The 19205-nt window shown below is 44.5% G+C and carries 21 protein-coding genes; 8 read left to right on the top strand and 13 right to left on the bottom strand.

Annotation, left to right across the window (positions count from 1 at the left end; genetic code table 11):
* The first annotated feature begins 73 nt into the window (after positions 1–73).
* From JQM82_RS04300 to JQM82_RS04285, 4 genes are all read left to right on the top strand, one after another.
* Positions 74–1528: a nicotinate phosphoribosyltransferase gene (locus JQM82_RS04300; RefSeq protein WP_235248802.1), complete on the top strand. Its 1455-nt coding sequence runs from the start codon at positions 74–76 to the stop codon at positions 1526–1528.
* A gap of 16 nt (positions 1529–1544) precedes the next feature.
* Positions 1545–2609 carry a D-alanine--D-alanine ligase family protein gene (locus JQM82_RS04295; RefSeq protein WP_235248801.1) on the top strand — a complete coding sequence of 355 codons (1065 nt, stop codon included), beginning with the start codon at positions 1545–1547 and terminating at the stop codon, positions 2607–2609.
* Between the two features lie 69 nt (positions 2610–2678).
* Positions 2679–4052, top strand: coding sequence for a UDP-N-acetylmuramoyl-tripeptide--D-alanyl-D-alanine ligase (locus tag JQM82_RS04290; RefSeq protein WP_235248800.1), 1374 nt, complete (start codon positions 2679–2681; stop codon positions 4050–4052).
* Between the two features lie 17 nt (positions 4053–4069).
* Positions 4070–4888 carry a Cof-type HAD-IIB family hydrolase gene (locus tag JQM82_RS04285; RefSeq protein ID WP_235248799.1) on the top strand — a complete coding sequence of 273 codons (819 nt, stop codon included), beginning with the start codon at positions 4070–4072 and terminating at the stop codon, positions 4886–4888.
* A 121-nt stretch (positions 4889–5009) separates the two neighbouring features.
* Here JQM82_RS04285 and JQM82_RS04280 read toward each other — a convergent pair whose 3' ends face one another.
* The gene (locus tag JQM82_RS04280) at positions 5010–5912 is read right to left on the bottom strand and encodes a radical SAM protein (protein WP_235248797.1); all 903 of its coding nucleotides are present in this window, start codon (positions 5910–5912) and stop codon (positions 5010–5012) included.
* Positions 5913–6097: 185 nt separating this feature from the next.
* On the opposite strand from JQM82_RS04280, the gene JQM82_RS04275 reads away from it, so the two are divergent.
* From JQM82_RS04275 to JQM82_RS04265, 3 genes are read left to right on the top strand one after another with little or no spacing between them, the layout of a single operon-like run.
* Complete coding sequence (locus tag JQM82_RS04275) at positions 6098–6985, top strand: DegV family protein (protein ID WP_235248796.1); 888 nt, start codon at positions 6098–6100, stop codon at positions 6983–6985.
* A gap of 30 nt (positions 6986–7015) precedes the next feature.
* The gene (locus JQM82_RS04270; RefSeq protein WP_235248795.1) at positions 7016–7885 is read left to right on the top strand and encodes a DegV family protein; all 870 of its coding nucleotides are present in this window, start codon (positions 7016–7018) and stop codon (positions 7883–7885) included.
* Between the two features lie 28 nt (positions 7886–7913).
* Positions 7914–8432, top strand: coding sequence for a GNAT family N-acetyltransferase (locus JQM82_RS04265; RefSeq protein WP_235248794.1), 519 nt, complete (start codon positions 7914–7916; stop codon positions 8430–8432).
* Positions 8433–8517: 85 nt separating this feature from the next.
* Here JQM82_RS04265 and JQM82_RS04260 read toward each other — a convergent pair whose 3' ends face one another.
* From JQM82_RS04260 to JQM82_RS04235, 6 genes are all read right to left on the bottom strand, one after another.
* Entirely contained in the window at positions 8518–9834 is a 1317-nt protein-coding gene (locus JQM82_RS04260; RefSeq protein ID WP_235248793.1) for an MATE family efflux transporter, read from the bottom strand.
* Positions 9835–9930: 96 nt separating this feature from the next.
* On the bottom strand, positions 9931–10521 hold the full coding sequence (locus JQM82_RS04255; RefSeq protein ID WP_235248792.1) for an HD domain-containing protein: 591 nt from the start codon (positions 10519–10521) through the stop codon (positions 9931–9933).
* 23 nt (positions 10522–10544) lie between these two features.
* Positions 10545–11165 carry a peptidase C39 gene (locus JQM82_RS04250; protein ID WP_235248791.1) on the bottom strand — a complete coding sequence of 207 codons (621 nt, stop codon included), beginning with the start codon at positions 11163–11165 and terminating at the stop codon, positions 10545–10547.
* 72 nt (positions 11166–11237) lie between these two features.
* Entirely contained in the window at positions 11238–11975 is a 738-nt protein-coding gene (locus JQM82_RS04245) for a M24 family metallopeptidase (protein ID WP_235248790.1), read from the bottom strand.
* Between the two features lie 204 nt (positions 11976–12179).
* Positions 12180–12329, bottom strand: a complete 150-nt coding sequence (locus tag JQM82_RS04240; RefSeq protein WP_235248789.1) for an aminopeptidase P N-terminal domain-containing protein — start codon at positions 12327–12329, stop codon at positions 12180–12182.
* A gap of 51 nt (positions 12330–12380) precedes the next feature.
* On the bottom strand, positions 12381–13736 hold the full coding sequence (locus JQM82_RS04235; RefSeq protein ID WP_235248788.1) for an MATE family efflux transporter: 1356 nt from the start codon (positions 13734–13736) through the stop codon (positions 12381–12383).
* 209 nt (positions 13737–13945) lie between these two features.
* Between JQM82_RS04235 and JQM82_RS04230 the strand changes: the two genes are divergently transcribed.
* Positions 13946–14512: a ferredoxin domain-containing protein gene (locus JQM82_RS04230; protein ID WP_235248787.1), complete on the top strand. Its 567-nt coding sequence runs from the start codon at positions 13946–13948 to the stop codon at positions 14510–14512.
* An 82-nt stretch (positions 14513–14594) separates the two neighbouring features.
* On the opposite strand, the gene JQM82_RS04225 is transcribed toward JQM82_RS04230, so the two are convergent.
* From JQM82_RS04225 to JQM82_RS04205, 6 genes are all read right to left on the bottom strand, one after another.
* On the bottom strand, positions 14595–15758 hold the full coding sequence (locus tag JQM82_RS04225) for a pyridoxal phosphate-dependent aminotransferase (protein ID WP_235248786.1): 1164 nt from the start codon (positions 15756–15758) through the stop codon (positions 14595–14597).
* A gap of 71 nt (positions 15759–15829) precedes the next feature.
* Complete coding sequence (locus JQM82_RS04220; protein WP_235248785.1) at positions 15830–16492, bottom strand: YczE/YyaS/YitT family protein; 663 nt, start codon at positions 16490–16492, stop codon at positions 15830–15832.
* A gap of 166 nt (positions 16493–16658) precedes the next feature.
* Positions 16659–17420 (bottom strand): aldehyde dehydrogenase family protein, encoded by a 762-nt coding sequence (locus JQM82_RS04215; RefSeq protein ID WP_328284200.1) that lies wholly within the window; start codon positions 17418–17420, stop codon positions 16659–16661.
* The gene (locus JQM82_RS16300; RefSeq protein ID WP_328284199.1) at positions 17396–17767 is read right to left on the bottom strand and encodes an aldehyde dehydrogenase family protein; all 372 of its coding nucleotides are present in this window, start codon (positions 17765–17767) and stop codon (positions 17396–17398) included. Before JQM82_RS16300 ends, JQM82_RS04215 begins: the two co-directional genes overlap by 25 nt.
* Before the next feature lie 152 nt (positions 17768–17919).
* Entirely contained in the window at positions 17920–18156 is a 237-nt protein-coding gene (locus JQM82_RS04210) for a hypothetical protein (RefSeq protein ID WP_235248784.1), read from the bottom strand.
* Positions 18137–19132, bottom strand: coding sequence for a transglutaminase domain-containing protein (locus tag JQM82_RS04205; RefSeq protein ID WP_235248803.1), 996 nt, complete (start codon positions 19130–19132; stop codon positions 18137–18139). The genes JQM82_RS04210 and JQM82_RS04205 overlap by 20 nt, the downstream gene beginning before the upstream one ends.
* Between the last annotated feature and the right edge of the window lie 73 nt (positions 19133–19205).

The following is a 19205-nucleotide window of genomic DNA, read 5'->3' as shown; positions in this document are numbered from 1 at the left end:
CTATAATAAAACGTAATTTAAATAACAGAAAAAAAACCGTAAAAAAGGCGTATAAAAAGGAGCTTTTATAAAAATGAGTGAACGAAATCTTACGTTACTGACGGATCTGTATGAACTTACAATGATGCAGGGGTATTATGAAAAGGGCCAGAATGAAAAGGTCATCTTCGACGTATTCTTCCGCCAAAACCCGTGCAACAATGGTTATTCCGTCTGTGCAGGACTCGAACAGGTAATTGAATATATCAAGAATCTGAATTTCTCCTATGAAGATGTCGATTATCTGAGAAGCCTTGGAATCTTTAAAGATGATTTTCTTCATTATCTCAGCGGCTTTCATTTTAGCGGAGATATCTATGCAATTCCGGAGGGTACAGTTGTATTTCCAAAAGAACCGCTTCTTAAGGTGATTGCACCGATTATGGAAGCACAATTAGTAGAAACTGCGATTTTGAACATCATCAACCATCAGTCTCTGATTGCGACCAAGACTTCCCGTATCGTATTTGCCGCCAATGGTGACGGTATCATGGAATTCGGTCTGCGAAGAGCCCAGGGACCGGATGCGGGTCTGTATGGCGCGCGTGCAGCTATGATCGGCGGATGTGTCGGTACCTCCAACGTGCTTGCAGGTCAGATGTTTGATGTTCCTGTGATGGGAACCCATGCCCACAGCTGGATTATGAGTTTTCCAGATGAATATACTGCTTTTAAGACCTATGCAGAAATGTATCCGGACAACTGCACTTTGCTGGTCGACACCTACGACACATTAAAATCCGGCGTACCAAATGCCATCCGCGTATTCCAGGAATACAAAGATTCCGGAAAGAAATTCCAGAAATACGGAATTCGTCTTGACAGCGGTGACCTTGCTTATCTGTCCAAGGAAGCCCGAAAGATGCTGGATGCAGCCGGATTTACAGATGCTTCCATCTGTGCCTCCAATGATCTGGATGAATATCTTCTTCATGACCTTAAGATGCAGGGAGCTGCTATCAACTCCTGGGGTGTTGGCACTAACCTGATCACATCCAAGGACTGCCCTTCTTTCGGAGGCGTCTACAAACTTGCCGCCATCCAGAATGAAACAGGCGAATTTGTACCAAAGATCAAGATTTCTGAAAACACAGAAAAGATAACCAATCCGGGAAATAAAACTATTTTCCGAATCTACGATAAGGCAACCGGAAAAGTGAAAGCTGACCTGATCTGCTTTGCAGATGAGACCTTTGACACCAGAGAGGATATGTTGTTATTCGATCCTCTGGAAACCTGGAAAAAGACAAAGCTTCCGGGCGGTTCTTATACGATGCGCGAGATTCTTGTACCCGTATTCCGCAATGGAGAATGTATCTATCAGTCTCCTTCCGTAAAAGAGATTGCGGAATATTGTAAAGCTGAAAAGAGTACCCTGTGGGAAGAAACCAAGCGTCTCTTCTATCCACATCAGGTATATGTGGACTTATCACCAAAGCTTTATGAAGTAAAAAAATCTCTGTTAGACCAAATGAATATGACTGACTAAGAAAGGAAACAAATCTATGAAAATTATTGTATTAGCCGGAGGACTCAGTCCCGAACGTGATGTATCTCTGATATCAGGCGCAGGTATCTGCCGTACTTTGAGAGAAAATGGCCATCAGGCATATCTGCTTGATCCATTCTTTGGACTTCCGTATGATTCCGATCGCCTGGAAGAAGTGTTCGATCTCCCGGATGCCGGTCTTGGACTGGCTGAGGGAATCAAGACGACTGCACCGGATCTGGAGGCGCTTCGCAAGTCGCGTCCTGATCAGTCTGAAAGTCTACTCGGACCAAATGTAATCGAGCTCTGCCGTATGGCGGACATCACTTTTATGGGGCTTCACGGATCCATTGGGGAAGACGGAAAACTGCAGGCTACTTTTGACACACTCGGAATCCATTACACCGGTCCGAATTCTCTTGGCTGTGCATTATCTATGAACAAACTGGTGGCAAAGCAGATATTCAAAATGTCCGGCGTTCCTACTCCCCGCGGAACTTCTCTCGATATCAGGACCAAGGACACTCCTCTGAAGGATCTTGGCTATTACCTTCCGCTGGTCATTAAGCCATGCTCCAACGGTTCCAGCATCGGTGTCTATATCTGCCATACAGAAGAAGAATATGCAGATGCAATCCACCAGTCTTTCGATATCGACCATACGGATGAAGTTGTGATCGAGCCTTATATCAAAGGCCGGGAATTTGCCTGCGGCATCTTTGCCGGCAAAGCACTCCCTCTCGTTGAAATCATCCCGAAGAACGGGGTATTCAGTTATGAGAACAAATATCAGGACGGCGGCGCCAAGGAGATCTGCCCTCCGGTATCTCTGGATCAGGAAACACAGGAAAAGATTCAGCACGCAGGAGAAAAAGCATTTGAAACTCTCCGCATGGATGTCTATGCCCGTGCAGATTTTATCATTGATGATTCCGACGGTGAATTCTATTGCCTGGAAATGAACGCTCTGCCAGGAATGACTCCGGCAAGTCTTCTTCCAAAAGCAGCCAGAGAAGCCGGTTACGAATACAATGAGCTCTGTGAGGCAATCATTCAGGAGTCTATTAAAACACGCTATTAATAAAAACTGGCCTTTCCTCTTAAGTAACATCTGAGGTCTGGCCTTTTCTGACGCAAGGAGATATGAATTATGAAGAACCTTACCTTAGAACATATTACAAAAGCATGTCGTGGTACTTACCACGGTGATACCGGCAAATTATCAGAAGAAGTATCAGGCGTCGTCATAGACAGCCGCAAGGTACAGCCTGGATATCTCTTCGTTGCAATCGACGGAGAACGTGTAAATGCGCACAAATTTATTCCTGATACCATTCAGGCAGGTGCATTGTGTGTCGTATCACATGAAGATCTCGGTGAAACAGATTATCCATATATACTGGTGGAATCCACCGGCCAGGCTTTACTGGATATTGCCAAGCTGTATCGTGATTCATTCAACATGAAAGTAGTCGGAATCACCGGAAGTGTAGGAAAAACAAGTACGAAAGAAATGATTGCTTCTGTCCTCTCTCAGAAGTATAAAGTACACAAAACTCTGGGTAATTTTAACAATGAATGGGGACTTCCGATTACCATCTTCGATATGCCGGAAGATACCGAAGTCGCCGTGTTGGAGATGGGCGTCAATCATTTTGGTGAGATGCGGCGTCTCTCTTCTGTCTCAAGCCCGGATATCTGCATTATCACCAATATCGGTGTTGCACATCTCGAATTCTTTAAAACCAGGGAAGGTATCCTTCAGGAAAAGACACAGATGATTCAGGATATGAAAGACAAAGGAACCATCATTCTGAACGGCGATGATGACCTTCTCGCCAATGTCGGTCCGATCAAAGGCGTGTCTCCTGTCTTCTTCGGGCAGGGCGACAACTGCCAATTCCGCGCAGATAATATAGAACCACTGGGACTTCGCGGAACTGCATGTACCATCACCTTAAAAGACGGCACTTCATTCGACTGTATCGTCCCACTTCCAGGTATCCACATGGTCAGCAATGCCCTTGCAGGTGCTGCTGCAGGCTATGCCCTTGGACTGACGGCTAATGAGATCAAAGCCGGTATTGAAGGACTTCCTTCCATTCCGGGGCGAGGCAACATCATAAAGACGGATCGTTTGATCATTCTGGACGACTGCTACAATGCCAACCCAATCTCTATGATGGCTTCTATTGATGTGCTGAATATGGCAATCGGAAGAAAAGTGGCTGTACTTGGAGATATGGGAGAACTTGGAGAAGATGAGAAAGAACTTCACCGCAGTGTTGGAGAGTACGCAGCTGAACATGGCATTGATCTGCTGTGCGGAATCGGCGATCTCTGCCGCGAGATGATAGACGGCGCTGTGAAAAAGGGCACTGTCACGAAAGCGCTCTGGTTTGCCAATAAGACTGAATTCCTGAACGCCATGGGTGATATTCTTCAGGAAGGCGACAATATTCTGGTCAAAGCTTCTCATGGAATGCATTTCCCAGAGATTGTAGACGCCCTGACCAACCTATAACAGGAGAATGAATGACTATGGATTATCAGATACTAGCTCTCGATCTGGACGGTACACTTACCAACTCCAAAAAAGAGATTACCAGACCCACTTTAGAAGCACTCATTGACATACAGAAGGCCGGAAAGAAAGTAGTTCTTGCAAGCGGGCGTCCTACCAGAGGAGTTCTCCCCCTTGCAAAGCAGCTGCATCTGGAAACATACGGAAGCTATATTCTGTCTTTTAACGGTGCCCGGATTACCGATTGCCGTACCGGTAACGCCATCTACAACAAGACACTTCCGACCTGGTGCTTCGAACCTGTATATCAGATTGCCAGTGAATACAAAGATACCGGAATCGATATCCTTGCATATCCTCCGGACAGACTGATCTCCGGCTTTCGTCCAAATCAATACACCGAACTGGAGTCCTTTATCAATCACACACCCATCGACTGCGTCGGGGAAGACTTCCTGCAGTACATCCCGAAGGAATCCAATAAGATTCTGATCCCCGGAGATCCCGAAGTATTGCAGCAGATTCAAAAGCGGTTAAGAGATCATTTCCGGTCCACACTCAACATCTACTGCTCCGACCCGTTTTTCCTGGAAGTCATGCCGCCCTGTATCGATAAGGCACATTCTCTGCTCCGGCTGCTGACGAGCATCGGTCTTACTGCAGAGCAGATGATCTGCTGCGGAGACGGGTATAATGACATTACCATGATCGAGACCGCCGGACTTGGAGTCGCAATGGCCAATGCCCAGCCAGCTGTGCTGGAGAAGGCAGATTATGTAACGCGCTCCAATGATGAGGACGGAGTACTTCATGTGATCAATCAATTTATGAGATGATTCTAAGCCTGACATCATCGATAGTTATAAGAACGCTTCGACGCTGATTCGCTTACCTCAGCTTTTCTTGTAACTATCGATGATTGTTCTGTTTAAAGCTCGATATCCTGTGACGGGATTTTTATACTCCTTCGTTATCGAATTCCGGGATGAAGCTTTCTTCTGCCACATCTCCTTCCTGGAAAAATCCGCATTCTATCCCTAATTCCAATGCATACTCCATGACTTTTTCATACTCTCTTTTTGTTACCTTACGACTAAGGTTCTTGTATTCTCTGACCTGCGGCATCGGCGTATACTGATTCATAATACTGATATAGATATGGTTGCCATAGGTCTCATACAGATATCGCAGTACTGCTTTTGAATTTTTTACATGTCCCGGAAGCACCAGATGCCGTACGATTACGCCTGAAAGTGCCATCCCGGTTCTTTCATCCATCTTCAGTGTTCCGGTCTGTCTTACCATCTCCTTCAGTGCCTTTTTTGCATATTCCGGATAATCCGGAGCATTGGAATATTCCGTTGCCAGTACATTGTCCATGTACTTAAAGTCCGGAAGATAGATATCTACGTATCCTTCCAGTGTTTTCAATGTCTCTGGCTTTTCATATCCGCTGGTGTTATATACGATCGGAAGATGCAGACCATTGTCTCTGGCTATATCCAGTGCTTCTATGATGTGCGGAGTGTAATGTGTCGGCGTGACCAGATTGATATTAGCAGCTCCCTTTTCCTGAAGTTCCAGAAAGATCTGTGCCATCCGTTCGATCGATATGGCTTTTCCTCTTTTCGAAGCTGCGATCTGATAATTCTGGCAGAATTTGCAGCGCATGGGGCATCCGGAAAAGAACACCGCTCCGGATCCGGAAGTTCCTGATATACAGGGCTCTTCCCACATGTGAAGAGCAGCGCGGGCAACAACAAGTTCTTCAGATGCTCCACAGTATCCTGTTTGTCCCTTATTTCTGTTTACTTTACAATTTCGCGGACATAATCTGCATTCTTCCATATGCATTCTCATATTTATCCTCCACTCATATAATATTTTTTAGATATTATTATTTCTGCAGTCAGTATAGCATAATTTTCGGAGATTTCTTTCTGTTCCTTGTGGAAATGTTGAATTTGTTGCATGAAAATGTTACAATTTTGATGTTTAGAATACTTGAAGTTTCTTTGATTTCCAGAAAGGAGTGTATGATAAACATGAGTAATTTTATTATCAGTTGCTGTTCCACAGCAGACCTTACAGAAGAACATTTTAAAGCACGCGATATTTCTTATATTTGCTTCCATTTTGAATTAAATGGGAAAGAATATGCCGATGATCTTGGCAAGTCGATTCCATTCGACCAGTTTTACAAAGCAATGGCTGATGGTGCTGAGACAAAGACTTCTCAAGTCAATGCAGATGAATTTGAAGCGTATTTTGAGGAGTTTCTGAAAGCGGGAAAAGATATCCTTCACGTATGTCTCTCCTCGGGAATCTCCGGTGTCATCAATTCAGCCATGATCGCAAAGTCCGAATTGGAAGAACGCTACCCGAACCGTAAGATCTATATCGTTGATTCTCTTGGAGCATCTTCCGGTTATGGCCTTTTGATGGATCAACTGGCTGATCTTCGTGACGAAGGCAAAAGCATCGAGGAAGTCCGGGATTATGCAGAAACACATAAGCTGCATCTGAATCACTGGTTTTTCTCTACCGATCTGACATTCTATGTAAAAGGCGGCAGAATCTCCAAAGCAGCCGGATTGTTTGGCGGTGCTCTGAATATATGCCCGTTGTTAAATATGGATCATGAAGGCCATCTGATCCCACGCTGCAAAATCCGCACGAAGAAAAAAGTCATTCGTGCAACTGTAGATAAAATGGAAGAATATGCTGACAATGGACTGAATTATTCCGGAAAATGCTACATCTCACATTCCGGCTGTTATGAAGATGCCAGAGCCGTTGCTGACCTGGTAGAATCTCGTTTTCCAAAGTTAAACGGACGTGTTGAGATCTACAGTGTCGGTACTACCATCGGAAGTCACACAGGTCCCGGAACTGTTGCACTATTCTTCTGGGGAAAGGAACGAATCGATTAAAAATATATCAACAAAGGAGGTTTTCCACCTATGAAAACAGCTGTTATGACAGACACAAACAGCGGAATCAGCCAGCAGGAAGCCAGATCCATGGGAATCTTTCTTCTTCCCATGCCTGTTATCATGGATGAAGAGACACGCTACGAAGGCATTGACCTTACAGAGAAAGAATTTTATGAAAGCTTAAAAAGCGGAAAAGATGTATCTACTTCTCAGCCTTCCCCGGCCAGCGTTATGGATATGTGGGATCAGATTCTGGAAGAAGGATATGATGAGATCATCCATATTCCAATGTCCAGTGGCTTGAGTACTTCCTGTCATACCGCAATCAGTCTGTCTGCAGACTATGACGGCAAGGTCATGGTGGCTGACAATCACAGAATCTCTGTTACCCAGAAGGCTTCTGTGATTCATGCAAAAAAACTTGCAGACAAAGGATTCTCTGCAAAAGAGATCAAAAAAGAACTGGAAGCCGATGCTTATAACTCCAGCATCTATATTGCAGTGGACACTTTGGAATTCCTGAAAAAAGGCGGCAGAGTTACACCTGCAGGTGCTGCACTGGGTGCTGTTCTTAATATCAAGCCTCTTCTGACCATTCAGGGCGAAAAACTGGATGCATTTGCCAAGCTTCGCGGCATGAAAAAATGCAAATCCAGGATGGTGGAGGCTCTGCAAAATGACAGAAAAACCCGTTTTTCAGATGTTCCGGCAGACCGTCTCATGATCGGTGCAGCGGGTGCCAATCTGACGACAGACGAAGCAAATGAGTGGAAACAGATGCTGGAAGCAGCGTTCCCCGGTTCCTTTGTATACTTTGATCCATTATCTTACAGTGTCGGATGCCATGTTGGCCCAAAAGCTTACGGTACCGGAATCAGTATTGTTGCGGAAGATTAATTTTTTCATACACACAAAAGAACGTATCATGTGTGAAACAGGCAATATTATCTATCGTGAAGCCGTTGTTACGGATGCCGGAAAGATTGTAGACTTCTACAATTACGTAGGCGGAGAGACATTTTATCTCAGCTTCGAAAAGGATGAATATCCAATGAACGAAGAACAGCAGCAGGAAGACATTCTGGCTACCAATGCACATCCGGCAAGTATCATGGTCCTTGCCATGGACGGAGCGGAAATTGCCGGCATTGGAACCATCCATTCCGGCAACAAGATCAAATCCCGCCATCAGGGCGAACTTGGAATCGTGGTCGCACAAAAGTATCCGAAAAAAGGAATCGGAAGTGAGATCATCCGTCAGCTGATTGATTTCTGCAAACACAACGGAATTACCACAAGAATTCAGCTGGATACTCTTTGCGCAAATGAAGTTGCTGTAAAGCTGTATGAAAAGTTTGGATTTGAGATTGAAGGGCGTATGCGTAATCAAACGCGTGTAGACGGCGTATATTACGATCTGTATGTTATGGGACTGCTTTTGTAGATCTGTTCGAAAGGGGGACAGTGTCTAACGACCAGCACCTTTCCATAACTTCTGATCCTTATGTTGGTCAATATAATTTCATAAATTACATACTTTTTTGAATCGCAGCGATCATTAAGGCGGCAGTCAGAAGTTCTGCCGCCGGAAATGCAAGCCATATTCCGGTCATTCCGATCAACCGGGACAGTATATATGCACACATGCTGATTGCAAGTACACCTCTCACAACTGAGGTAAAAAATGCCCATCCTGCCTTCTCAGTTGCTCCCAGATATCCAGATCCCACCATATTAAAGCCCGCAAACAGGAATCCTATGAAGTAAAGCCTGACACCTTCCAACGCATATGTCGCCATCTGTTCATTCTGCTCACTATTAAATACATGCACGATTGGTTCTGTAAAGATATTGGTCACCATAACAACCAGTATCGCAAGCACGATCGCTGTTCCAACTGCCATTTTCAGAATCTTTCTTACGGATTCCCTCTCTCCCTTTCCATAGCATTTACTAAAAAGTGGTTGTGACCCTTGTGATACACCATTGAATATGGAAGTCGCGACGATTGCCGTATTTGCAACGATTCCATACGCTGCTACCCCGTTATTTCCCGCAAGTTCCAGAATCAGAAAGTTGAAGATCACCGTCGTCACTCCGGAAGCAATCTCACCAATGAACGCCGACATTCCAAGCTGACATGCTTCGATCAGCCGTTTCAGTGAAGGTCTGCGCCATACCCATCGAATAGTGCTCCTCTTCGAGAAAAAATGCCGACAGCACATCAGAATTCCCACAACCGGCGAAAACGCAGTTGCCAGCGCGGCTCCCGCCATACCCATACCAAGCGGAAACATCAACACATAATCCATCACAATATTAAACAGACTGCTGAAAAGTGTCGCCTGCATCGCAAGAGACGGACTTCCGTCATTTCTTACAAATGCATTACAAATGTGATTTCCCATAAAAAATGGAGCAAATAACAGAAAGATTCTGGTATATGAGGTACCTACTGCGACAATCTTCGCATCTCCTCCAAGAAATGTGATCAGTTTTCCCGGTACGAATATCCCCACACTGATAAACACGATTCCAAAGATCAGCGCAAAAATCAGCGCATTTGAAAAAAATTCATCTGCCTTTTTGTCTTTCCTTGCCCGAAGAATATTGAATTTCGTTGCAGCCCCCACTCCGATCATCGCTCCGACTCCAAAGATCAGACTATAGATCGGAAGCACCAGATTCAGCGCAGTAATTCCATCTGCACCTTCTGCTTTTGAGATAAAAAAGGTATCTGCCAGTACGTAGGCAGATATCCCGATCATTCCCAGTATGTTCTGAGAGACATATCGTGCAAATTGGCTCTCAATCCTGTTTTCTGTTGTTACTTTCTCACTGACCATGATTTCCCCCAGATAGTACTTACTTTTTACTGTTTCTCAGTATAACAAATATTGTGGATATTTCAATGAAAAAATAAATAGAGGAGTATGTCTCCTCTATTCCTTCATCTCCTTCATCGCTCTTTGTATCTCTTCTTCACAGGATCTCATCGCATCAATGGTTTTTTCTATCAGCGTGTTCAGTTCCCATCCCAACATGTCCGCACCACGCTCGATCACTTCTCTGGAGCATCCTGCAGCAAAGTTTTTGCTTTTATACTTCTTCTTAATGGACTTCACTTCCATATCCTGAACACTTTTTGACGGACGCATCAGTGCCGCGGCACCGATCAGCCCCGTAAGCTCGTCTACTGCATACAGGACTTTTTCCATCTCATGCTCCGGCTTTACATCTACCGTTAAAGCATACCCGTGACTGCAGACTGCATGAATAATATCTTCCCCTACTCCGGCTTCACGCAACAGTTCCGGGGCCTTGATACAATGTTCTTCCGGGTACTGTTCAAAATCGATATCATGAAGCAGCCCGACGATTCCCCAGTATTCTGCTTCTTCCGGGTATCCAAGTTCAACTGCATACCATTTCATTACGCCCTCTACCGTCAGCGCATGCTGAAGGTGAAAGGAATCCTGATTATATTTTAATAATAATTTCCATGCTTCTTCCCGTTTGATATACTGATTCATTCTTTTGATTCCTTCTTTCTCCATTATATAAAATATTCGATGGTTGTTTCCATTGTCTTCTTTGTGCGGTCATTATAGATAATTACGGCCTCTCTCTCACCCTCCGGTCCCAGGGCATATAATCCCGTTGTTTCGCGGTTAAACCGCTCTTCATCTACAATTCGGTTATAATGGAAGGGCTGTTCTTTCACCTGCACAATTCCTGGTTCTTCATACTTTTCTTCCACATAGTATGGATCAAACATCAGAATCCTGCCATCCTGTATTCCTGTTAACAGAACATAATGTGCACAGTCATAATACAGACGAATCACTACAGCTCCGCCCCGGCACAATGCATCATTCACCAGGCTTTCCTTACCAATCCAGACGTCTTTACCTGCAAGATACTGACTGGACACCGACAGCTGCCCAATCTTTCCGAATCCGTTCAGCCAGTTACTGAGAAACATCATCGCCGCACAGGAGGTTCCTTTCTTGCCCATAATACCGTTTCCGTCGTAACAATCCAGACAATATAGCATGATGTTGCGAATAATGACCGGTGATATCTCTTCTCGATCAAATAAAAAGCTGATGGCATTCAACATTGACGTCGGTCCACAATCATATTCCGATAATTGATAATGAAGTGGATTTTTCATAAGCGTTCCTCCAAGTTTTCCTATCTGTTTTGTATGTATTATAAGAATGAATCCGTCTTTCGTCAAGCTTTTTTATTCATTCATCACAGCTTCAATGTCTTCTATTGTTCTCGGGATATCTGCCGACAGGTTCTCGCATCCGTCCTCTGTTACCAGGCAGTTATCCTCCAGACGGAATCCGATGCCCCATTCTTCATGATAAATTCCCACATCGATGCAGAATGCCATACCCGGTGCGACGACATCCGGTGTCCTTACCACATCATGAACATCGAATCCAATATGATGTGCACCGCCATGCCACATATAGGTTCCGATCTCGTCATAGGAATCAAGCGCACCGGCATCCTTCAATCGCTCACAATTATATCTGCGGATCTCTGCACCCACATCATTCAGGATCATATCACCATCCTGTGCCTGTCCGTGATATGAATAATAATGAATACAGAAGTTATTCTTTCCGGCAGAGATAATCGACGGAAATCCCGGTCCTTTCGGTCCAAACTGACCGAGCGCATGATCAAATTCCGCCTTATACTGATACTCATACATGCCCGGTCTGGAACTTTTCATCATTGCAAGAATACCAGTCTTTGTAATCTTCTCTGCTTCTCTTAAAGCTTTGATTTCACACGGCTGCTTGATCAGTCTCAGTTCACGGATCAGGATATTCGCATTTCCAATCTGAAGATACGGAAAATGTTGTTGTACATATCTAAGAAATCTCTGTGCCGGACGGTCAATATCGGAAGCATTGACACGATACAGATCCAGATACAAAGACCCATAATTGCCATTTGCAGACATTTTCCGGAAATCCGACTCAAAGTCCGTGCAGAAACGAATTTCTTCAACTCCTGATATATCCGACGCTTCCTGTGGTTTCTCACGAACACCGGTCCATCTTTCTTTCTTTCATCATATCCGGCGGCAATATGTACAAACGCTCACTGACAGATCCCTCCGCATCTTTCATGGCGAAAAGCGCAGCTTCTTTGCATTCCAGTCCCGTCAAATAGACAAAACTGCGATCTGCAAAAACGGATAGTACTCATCATTCGTCTTTGTAACTTCCTCTCCTGAAAACAATACAAGCATAGATCCTGCCGGAAGCTTTTCATACAGCCGCTTACGATTTCCCTGATAAAATTCTGATTTCATTTCTTATATCCCCTTTACATTTTTATAGATTCTCTTAAGATTTTTTTTCTTCTATGTTTCAAATTCCCGTGTCAGATCCTTCACCCATCTGTACTTGCGGTAATGATACATGACCCATGGAATCTTTCCGACTTCATCCAGACAGGTACATGCATACACCACCAGAACCGGCCAATGCAGGAAGAATGTTCCTGCTGCTGCCAGAGGAATCGCAATCTCCCACATACAGACTGCAAGACTGTACATATCAAATACAGTATCCCCACCGGCTGCAAATATCCCGTTAATCACGATGGTGTTCACGGTACGTCCGATCATATAAAACGCCATAATGATCATCATCCCGATTAAGTATCGTTCTGCCTGATCCGTCATCTTCACAAAGCCTGTAACAAACGGAGTTACAGCCAGCATGATTGCCGTCGATAAAAAGCCTGTCAGAAATGCGATCTTTGCCAGACGATCTCCATACTGCTTTCCACGCTCCAGATGTCCGGCGCCAAGCTCATTTCCAACCAGAATTCCTCCTCCGTTGGCAAGACCGTTGCACAGACAGCATACCAGGTCTCTGACCACTGCCGCAATTGAGTTGGCGGCAGTAGCATCTGTTCCAAGATGTCCCATAAATGCCGAATAGGATGTAAAACCGACTCCCCAGAACAAACTTGCACCAAGAAGCGGGAGCAGGCATTTGCGAAAGTCTGCTGCCAGAAGTTTATTTCTATGAAACAGGCGTTTCCATTCCGGATGAATATATCCTTTCCGTAAAGAATAGCTCAATACCCATATCAATTCAACGATCCTTGCGATCAGGGTCGCCAGTGCCGCTCCCTGTACCTCCATTGCCGGAGTTCCAAAGAGACCGAAGATAAACACCGCATTTAACACAATATTAATAAAAACTGCTCCGGAACTGACAATCGCGGTCTGCAATGCATGCTCGCTGACCTTCATAATAGCCAGATAACACTGCGAGATTCCAGTCAACAGATAAGACCATCCTGCAATCCTCAGATATCTGCTGCCGATCACAATCAGCGCTTCTTCGTTAGTAAATATCAACATCAGATATCGCGGAAAACATACACACCCGATAAAAAAGAGTAGCGATGCTGCCACACTTAGTCGAAGTCCCATACAGAAAATGTCATTCACTGTCTTCGAATCTCGCCTGCCCCAGTACTGTGCCCCCAGAATCACAATCACGGAAACAATCGCTGCAAGTACCATGTTCTGCACAAACTGAATCTGTGTTGCCAGCGATACTGCTGACATAGAATCCTGTGTCACACGTCCAAGCATCAACGCGTCCGCAGCGGCAACAGATGCCAGCATCAGATTCTGCAGTGCGATTGGCGCAGCCAGTTTTCCTAACTTCTTCCAGAATCTTTGATCTCCAATATCCACCCTGCTTCTCCTTTATTTTCACTTACTGCAGACGTTATTATACTCCATATTTTTCTCTGTAACAAGTCCACGTACATTTATTCCCCCGAAAAAAAGTTATGTAAAATCGCGGTCTGCATGTTATAGTATAGATAGATTCATTTTTCAAAGCACACCTTTAAATACAAAGCAGAAAAATACAGTTCATGAAACAGAAAAGAGGGATAACTATGTTATATTACAGTGATCAGATGGAAGAGCAGGCTTTGCTGCAGACGGCCGCCCAGATGTGCGCTGCTGCCAGAACGGCACCGAAAGCAACCGGAAAAGATGTGATCTATACCATGGTCATTACCGGAGAAGACAAATCCGCTCTTGTTGAAAAGATGCGTGAATTTGGTGAAAAGAATTTTCCTGACAATGGCGTCGCATGGTATGAAAGAGACGCTTACAATGTACATCGATCCCAGGCTGTGGTTTTGATCGGTGCAAAGCGCTCCTATCGAGGAATCTCACATTGCGGCTACTGCGGCAACGCAGACTGTGCTGCCTGTAAAGAGGCAGGTGGAACCTGTGTATTTGCGTCCATAGACCTCGGTATCGCGATCTCTTCTGCCGTCAGCATCGCTGCCGATGCAAGAATCGATACTCGTATCATGATGTCCATCGGAAAAGCTGCCGAAGAGATGAGATATCTGGAGGAAGACATCCTGTGGATGGGTATTCCGCTCAGTATCTCCGGAAAGAGCATCTTCTTCGATCACAATCCGGATCCGTCCAAACGGGACTGGACTTAGATTCGATGAAAAAGACCTCAGCTATCAATCGGTTGTTCTTTTTACAGATTGATAGCTGAGGTCTTAATTTTCTGTTCTTATCCTATTTTTTTAAGATTTTAATCTGTGACAACCGGTCTAATGCTGCATACAGTGTCTCATCCTGTTTTGCAAAATGAAAACGAATCAGATGATTGACAGGCTCCCGGAAGAAACTGGATCCCGGAACGGCTCCCACACCAACTTTCTTTGCCAGATCCACACAGAATTCTTCATCATTGTCATACCCGAATTCCCCGATATCCACCAGCACATAATACGCTCCCTGCGGATCCGTATAGGTCAGTCCGATATCCCTTAAGCCTCCGACAAACACCTCTTTCATATGTGTATACTTTTTCTGAAGCCATTCATAATATTCATCTCCAAACTGAAGACCTGTGACCGCCGCTTCCATCAGAGGAGCCGCTGCACCCACCGTCAAAAAATCGTGAACCTTCTTCACTCTTTCAATCACTTCCGGACAGGCAATCACATATCCCAGCCGCCATCCGGTAATCGAATATGTTTTTGACAGTGAATTGCAGATAATCGTCCGCTCCCGCATACCTGGAAGCGTAGCAATGTATATGTGTTCATACGGCTTGTACAGAATATGCTCATATACTTCATCCGTAATTACAAAGAGGTCATAGCGAATGGCAAGCTCTGCAATCACAGACAATTCTTCTCTTGTGAATACTTTTCCGCACGGATTTGACGGATTACAAAGAATCAACGCTTTCACTCCCGGCTGCTTCATTGCATGTTCAAGTTCATTCGCATCAAAATAAAATGACGGCGGTTTTAATGGAACATAGATCGGTTCTGCACCGCTCAGGATCGCATCTGCGCCATAATTCTCATAAAATGGAGAGAATACAACTACTTTATCTCCCGGATTACATACTGACATCATGGACGCCATCATAGCTTCCGTACTGCCACACGTCACCACGATCTCCCGATCCGGATCCACCTTCATCCCTGAAAAATGTTCCTGCTTTCTTGCAAGTGCCTCCCTGAAATTCTGTGCACCCCAGGTCAGGGCATATTGATGCGGCCCTGATGCCGCCACTTCTGCCAATCGATCTGTGATCTCCTTTGGCGGCTCAAAATCCGGGAACCCCTGTGACAAGTTGACTGCCCCATATTTCAGTGAGACTCTGGTCATCCGACGGATGACAGAATCTGTAAATGTTTCTGTTCTTTTTGATAATTCTGGCATATCTCCCCTCCTGGTATAAATCTATAATGATATCAATCTGCTATGGTGTAAAAATTGTCCTTCTGATTACCCTAACATTTGCAGTGCTTTTGGATCACATTTGTAATCCACCTTTCATTAACCGGAAGAAATACTCCGGCTACCGGTCCCACAAGGCAGGCACAGACAATCGTTCCGATTCCGACAGCACCGCCCAGCAGAAATCCACTCACAATAAATGTCACATCAACAATGATTCTGACAATACTAAACTTCTTGTGAAGCTTATCGCTGGCTACAACCGCAACCAGGTCATTCGGTCCTGTCCCTGCATCCGACTTTATCACAATCGTCATTCCGAATGCAAGAATTGCACAGGCAACGGCGAGAAGAATCAGATTCTGCCATAACGGATGTCCCTTTACAAAAAATATCTTGAGAATCCCGGTAAAAAAGTCGATGATCGGTCCTCCACATATCATGCAGAGAAGCGTCCCAATCTTGATGTATGACCGGTCCAGAAACAGCAAAATCAGTATAATCAGAAAACTGATCACAATATGCACTCTTCCATGTGTCAGAAATTCCCACCCGAAACACCGCACCAGCATGCGGAAGATTCCCTGAACCAGCACATTAAAGGGATCTGTCCCCAGATTCACCAGCAAAAATATTGTTACTCCAAGGTGCGCGATTACAAGACCTGCCAATAATATCACAACCCGCAAGACAGTTTCCTTAAGACTTCGTCTCATCACAATTCTCCAATTCTATATGTATTCCTCTATTGATCGTATCAATTATACCTTATATAAGGCGTGAAGACAATAAAGCTTCCGGAAGTCCTGATATATATTTACAGGGGATGAAACTCTTATGAGTCACATCCCCTGTATGGACTGCCTGTACCAGTCACTAATATTATTCTGTAAGATCTTCTGTAATGGATTTTAAATTCATAAAGTTTCTCAGGTAATCGGCTGTTCCTGTCTTTGCATCTGTACCGGAAAGATTAAATCCTCCGAACGGGTGCTGAAGAACAACCGCTGCAGTTGATTTACGATTAAAATACAGATTGCCGACATGGAATACTTTTTTCGCCTTAATTACATTTTCACGCGTCTCACTATATACAGATCCGGTCAGTGCGTACTCTGTCTGATTTGCGACATCCAGAGCCTCATCAAACGTCTCAGCCTTAATTACAGCAAGAACAGGTCCAAAGATTTCTTCATTTGCAATCCGCGCCTCTCGTGTAATATCTCTTACAACAGTCGGATCAACATAATATCCCGTCTCATCACTGTAAGTTCCGCCATAGACAATGTTTCCTTCCTCTCCTGCAATCTCTACATAACCGGATATCTTATCAAAGGAAGACTTGTTCACAACCGGCCCGATTGCACAATTATCCTGTCCGGCACCCTGACTTTCTTTTAATATCTTTGTTTCTTCCACAACGGCATCCACAAATTCATCATATACATCCGCTAATACAATTGCGCGTGAGCATGCGGAACACTTTTGTCCCTGGAATGTAAACGCAGAGCTTACGACTCTCTGTGCAGCCTTTTTAATATTTGCGGAAGAGTCCACAATGATCGCATTCTTTCCGCCCATCTCAGCGACAACTCTCTTCAGCCACTTCTGTCCAGGCATTACCTTTGCCGCATGCTCATATATTCTGCATCCGACAGCCTTAGAACCTGTGAAAATGTAGCAAGTTTTCGAAGCGTGCGTACACGTTCATCAACCGTCGTATGGCTCCACGCTGCAAATGCCTTATTCGCCGTATGAATTGCCTGATCAGCAAGCTCTGCTGTACATGCACACACTGAACCAAGCACTTCTTTATTTGCCGGATTATAAGATGTAATGGTCTGATTCGTTGTAATGCGCTCTCCTCCAATGACTAACGGATACACCGTACCCTTTTCACTTTCAATCTGACGAAAGGCGTCCATAATTTTTTTCTGATTTTCTTCTAAAGAAAAATCAACTTCTACAGCGTTTTTAAATCCTGTAAGCATACACATACCTTCTGATAAATTATATAATGTAATCGTCTTTTGACATCACTATAACCATTATGTATGTAACTGTTACTGAAATAAAGTAAAACATCATTCAAAAGGCATATTTTTTCTTCAATTTTGCAGGATTCTTTCCCCAAAAATTCATTTCATAATAATTCCATGCGTGCTTCCCGTATATATTTCTCTTCTATCCGAATAATCTCATATTCACTGAATGCAGGAAGTTCCATACTGACTCCCTCTCTTCGATAAATCATCGGACTCTGAATATTCTTTTTACCTGACATGTGAAATGCATGTGCTCCCGTATACGGCTGCAGAATACAAATCGTCCGGAATTCATCACCACTGATCATCTGTATCTTATGATCGTTCTCCCTCATTCGCTTCTTCTATTACCAGTTCCGGTTCCTGTACTTCGGACTCGTCCACATAATCAAACCGGATGACCGCCTGCGACCAGTTCAGGCTGATCCTCGCCTTTTTCTTTCTCTCTTCTCCCGCCTTCCGGATCAACGACAACAATTCATCCAGTACTGTCCTGGTCAGATAACCGCCCCGCCAGTGAAAGGTAAATATTTTTCCCTTCTTCGCTGTCTGCAGGGCCCGCTTATACACATCTTCCTTTTTGGTAAATGACAGTTTCTTTTCTTTATAATAAAAATGATCTCCGTCTGTGCATGCCGGAGCAGGAGCGATCAACGGCTCATGATCACGGAAGATGCTTCTGTCATCCAGATTAAAGTAATCATACCGGATGGTCTCTCTTCCAAGTGTATTATCAAACGTCGCATCCAGATGATAATATTTTCCACCGATCTTTACAATGTTCCAGGTGTGACGATACTTGATCCCCTTTTCCGGATTATTCCCACATACCGCAATCATACACCAGATACCCAGCGCATCACAGAGGATCTTAACAGACTTGGCAATCCCTTCGCATACGCCGACTCCCTGTCCCAGAGGGCCGATGATCTCATGGGAATACGGTTTCTTCAACTTGTCGTAATGTACATTCTCACAGATAAAGTCATGCACATACTTCTCCCGTTCCCACTCCGACAGTGCTGCTGCCGGACGGGCGAGCTTCTCTACTCTTGCCTTCATGGCCTTCTGATGTTCCCGTATCTTTGCCTTATCGAAGAGATATTCCGGCACAAAGATCAGATTCGGAGACCCCGGATAGAATTTATACCGATAGCCCGTCGCCCAGAATACCTCCGGATGATCCAGTCGCAGCTGAAAAAATACATTATACAGCTCTTCCGGTTCCAGCCCCGGAATCTGGAACTCATCTGCAATCGCAAACAGCCCCTGATGCATCGCATGATAAGCAGACTGCTGCGTCTTATTCATATGACTGTAGTAATATGCATTATTCTGTAAATATCTGCTTCCAACTGCATCCTCTGCCAACCAAAACACTTCC

The organism is Faecalicatena contorta, from assembly GCF_021531995.1.
Classification (GTDB): Bacteria; Bacillota; Clostridia; order Lachnospirales; family Lachnospiraceae; genus Dorea_A; species Dorea_A contorta_A.
Note: the sequence above shows the minus strand (reverse complement) of the source record. Positions and strands in the feature narration are given on the sequence as shown.